Source organism: Streptosporangium sp. G12, assembly GCF_052983175.1.
Window position 1 is genome coordinate 1 of sequence record NZ_JBRIQO010000080.1, and the last position, 1,900, is coordinate 1,900.

Below are 1,900 nucleotides of genomic sequence, written 5' to 3' on the forward strand. Positions count from 1 at the left end.
GCCGACGACTCCAGCAGCTCAACCCCCATCCCCAGCCACTGCGACCCCTGACCGGGAAAGACGAACACCGTCTTACCGTCCGAGCCGGGCACACCGGTCACCACTCCGGCGCTGACGCCACCCGAGGCCAGCGTCGCCGTACCGGCGAGGAGCTCACCCCGATCCGCGCCCACGACCACCGCGCGGTGGTCGAACACCGACCGGGAGGATGCCAGGGAGTGGGCCACGTCGGCGTCGGCGTCGGTTCCCGCCTCCAGCCACGCCCCGAGCCGCCCGGCCTGTGCCCGGAGCGCCTCGCTCGTCTTCGCCGAAAGCACCCACGGCACCACCGGCACCGCCGGTACCTCGGCGGGCGCCTCGGCCTCGACCGCCTCCTGGGCGGGGGCCTCCTCCAGCACCACGTGCGCGTTCGTGCCGCTGACTCCGAAGGAGGAGACCGCGGCCCGGCGCGGGTGATCCCCGGCGGTCCACGAGCGGGCCTCGGTCAGCAGTTCCACCGCGCCCGCCGACCAGTCCACGTGCGGGCTCGGCTCGTTCGCGTGCAGCGTCTGAGGCAGCACGCCGTGCCGCATCGCCATCACCATCTTGATGATCCCGGCGGCGCCCGCGGCGGCCTGGGCGTGACCGATGTTCGACTTGATGGAACCCAGCCAGACGGGCCGGTCCTCGGGCCGGTCCTGGCCGTAGGTGGCCATCAGCGCCTGCGCCTCGATCGGGTCGCCGAGCGGCGTTCCGGTGCCGTGCGCCTCGACCACGTCGATGTCGGCGGGGGAGAGGTTCGCGTTGGACAGGGCCTGGCGGATCACCCGCTGCTGCGAGGGACCGTTCGGCGCGGTCAGCCCGTTGCTCGCGCCGTCCTGGTTGACGGCGCTGCCCCGTACGACGGCGAGGATCTGGTGGCCGTTGCGCCGGGCGTCCGACAGCCGCTCGACGAGCAGCATGCCCACGCCCTCGCTCCAGCCCGCGCCGTCGGCGTCCGCCGAGAACGCCTTGCACCGGCCGTCGACGGACAGGGCGCCCTGCCGGCAGAACTCGATGAACGTGCCCGGAGTCGCCATCACCGTCACGCCACCGGCCAGGGCCAGGTCGCACTCGCCGTTCCTGAGCGCCTGCACGGCCAGGTGCAGCGCGACCAGCGACGACGAGCACGCGGTGTCCACGGTCATCGCGGGGCCCTCGAACCCGAAGGTGTACGACACCCGGCCCGAGGCGACGCTGCCGGAGTTGCCGGTGCCGATCAGGCCCTCCAGCTCTTCCGGTATGGAGGTGAGCTGGCTCGCGTAGTCGTGGTACATCACGCCGGTGAACACGCCCGTACGACTTCCTCGCAGGTGGTTCAGGCGGATCCCGGCCCGCTCGACCGCCTCCCAGGAGGTCTCCAGCAGCAGCCGCTGCTGCGGATCCATCGCGAGCGCCTCACGCGGGCTGATCCCGAAGAAGCCGGGGTCGAAGTCACCGGCTTCTCCCAGGAAGCCACCGCGCCGCACGTAGGAGGTGCCGTGGGCCTCGGGGTCCGGGTCGTACAGTTTGTCCAGGTCCCAGCCGCGGTCGGTGGGAAACTCGCCGATGGCGTCCGTGCCGGACGACACCAGGTCCCACAAACCCTCGGGCGAGGACACCCCACCGGGGAACCGGCAGGCCATCCCCACGATCGCGATCGGCTCGTCGTCGACCACCGTCCTGGCCACGGTGACCGCGCCGGCCGAGGCGGCTCCGCCGAGTTCGCTCGCCAGGTGATCGGCCACCGCCTGGGCGGTCGGGTAGTCGAAGACGAGGGTGGCGGGCAGTCGCAGCCCGGAGACCGCCATCAGCCGGTTGCGCAACTCGACCGCGGTCAAGGAGTCGAAACCCAGCTCCTGGAAAGCCCGATCCGCCTGAACCGCCGTCGCCGAGGCGTGCC

General features: G+C 72.3%; 1 pseudogene. It reads right to left on the minus strand.

Annotated elements, in window-relative coordinates:
* Window positions 1-1,838: pseudogene (locus ACVCAG_RS45645) on the minus strand (type I polyketide synthase); the annotation flags it as partial.
* Window positions 1,839-1,900 lie beyond the last annotated feature (62 nt).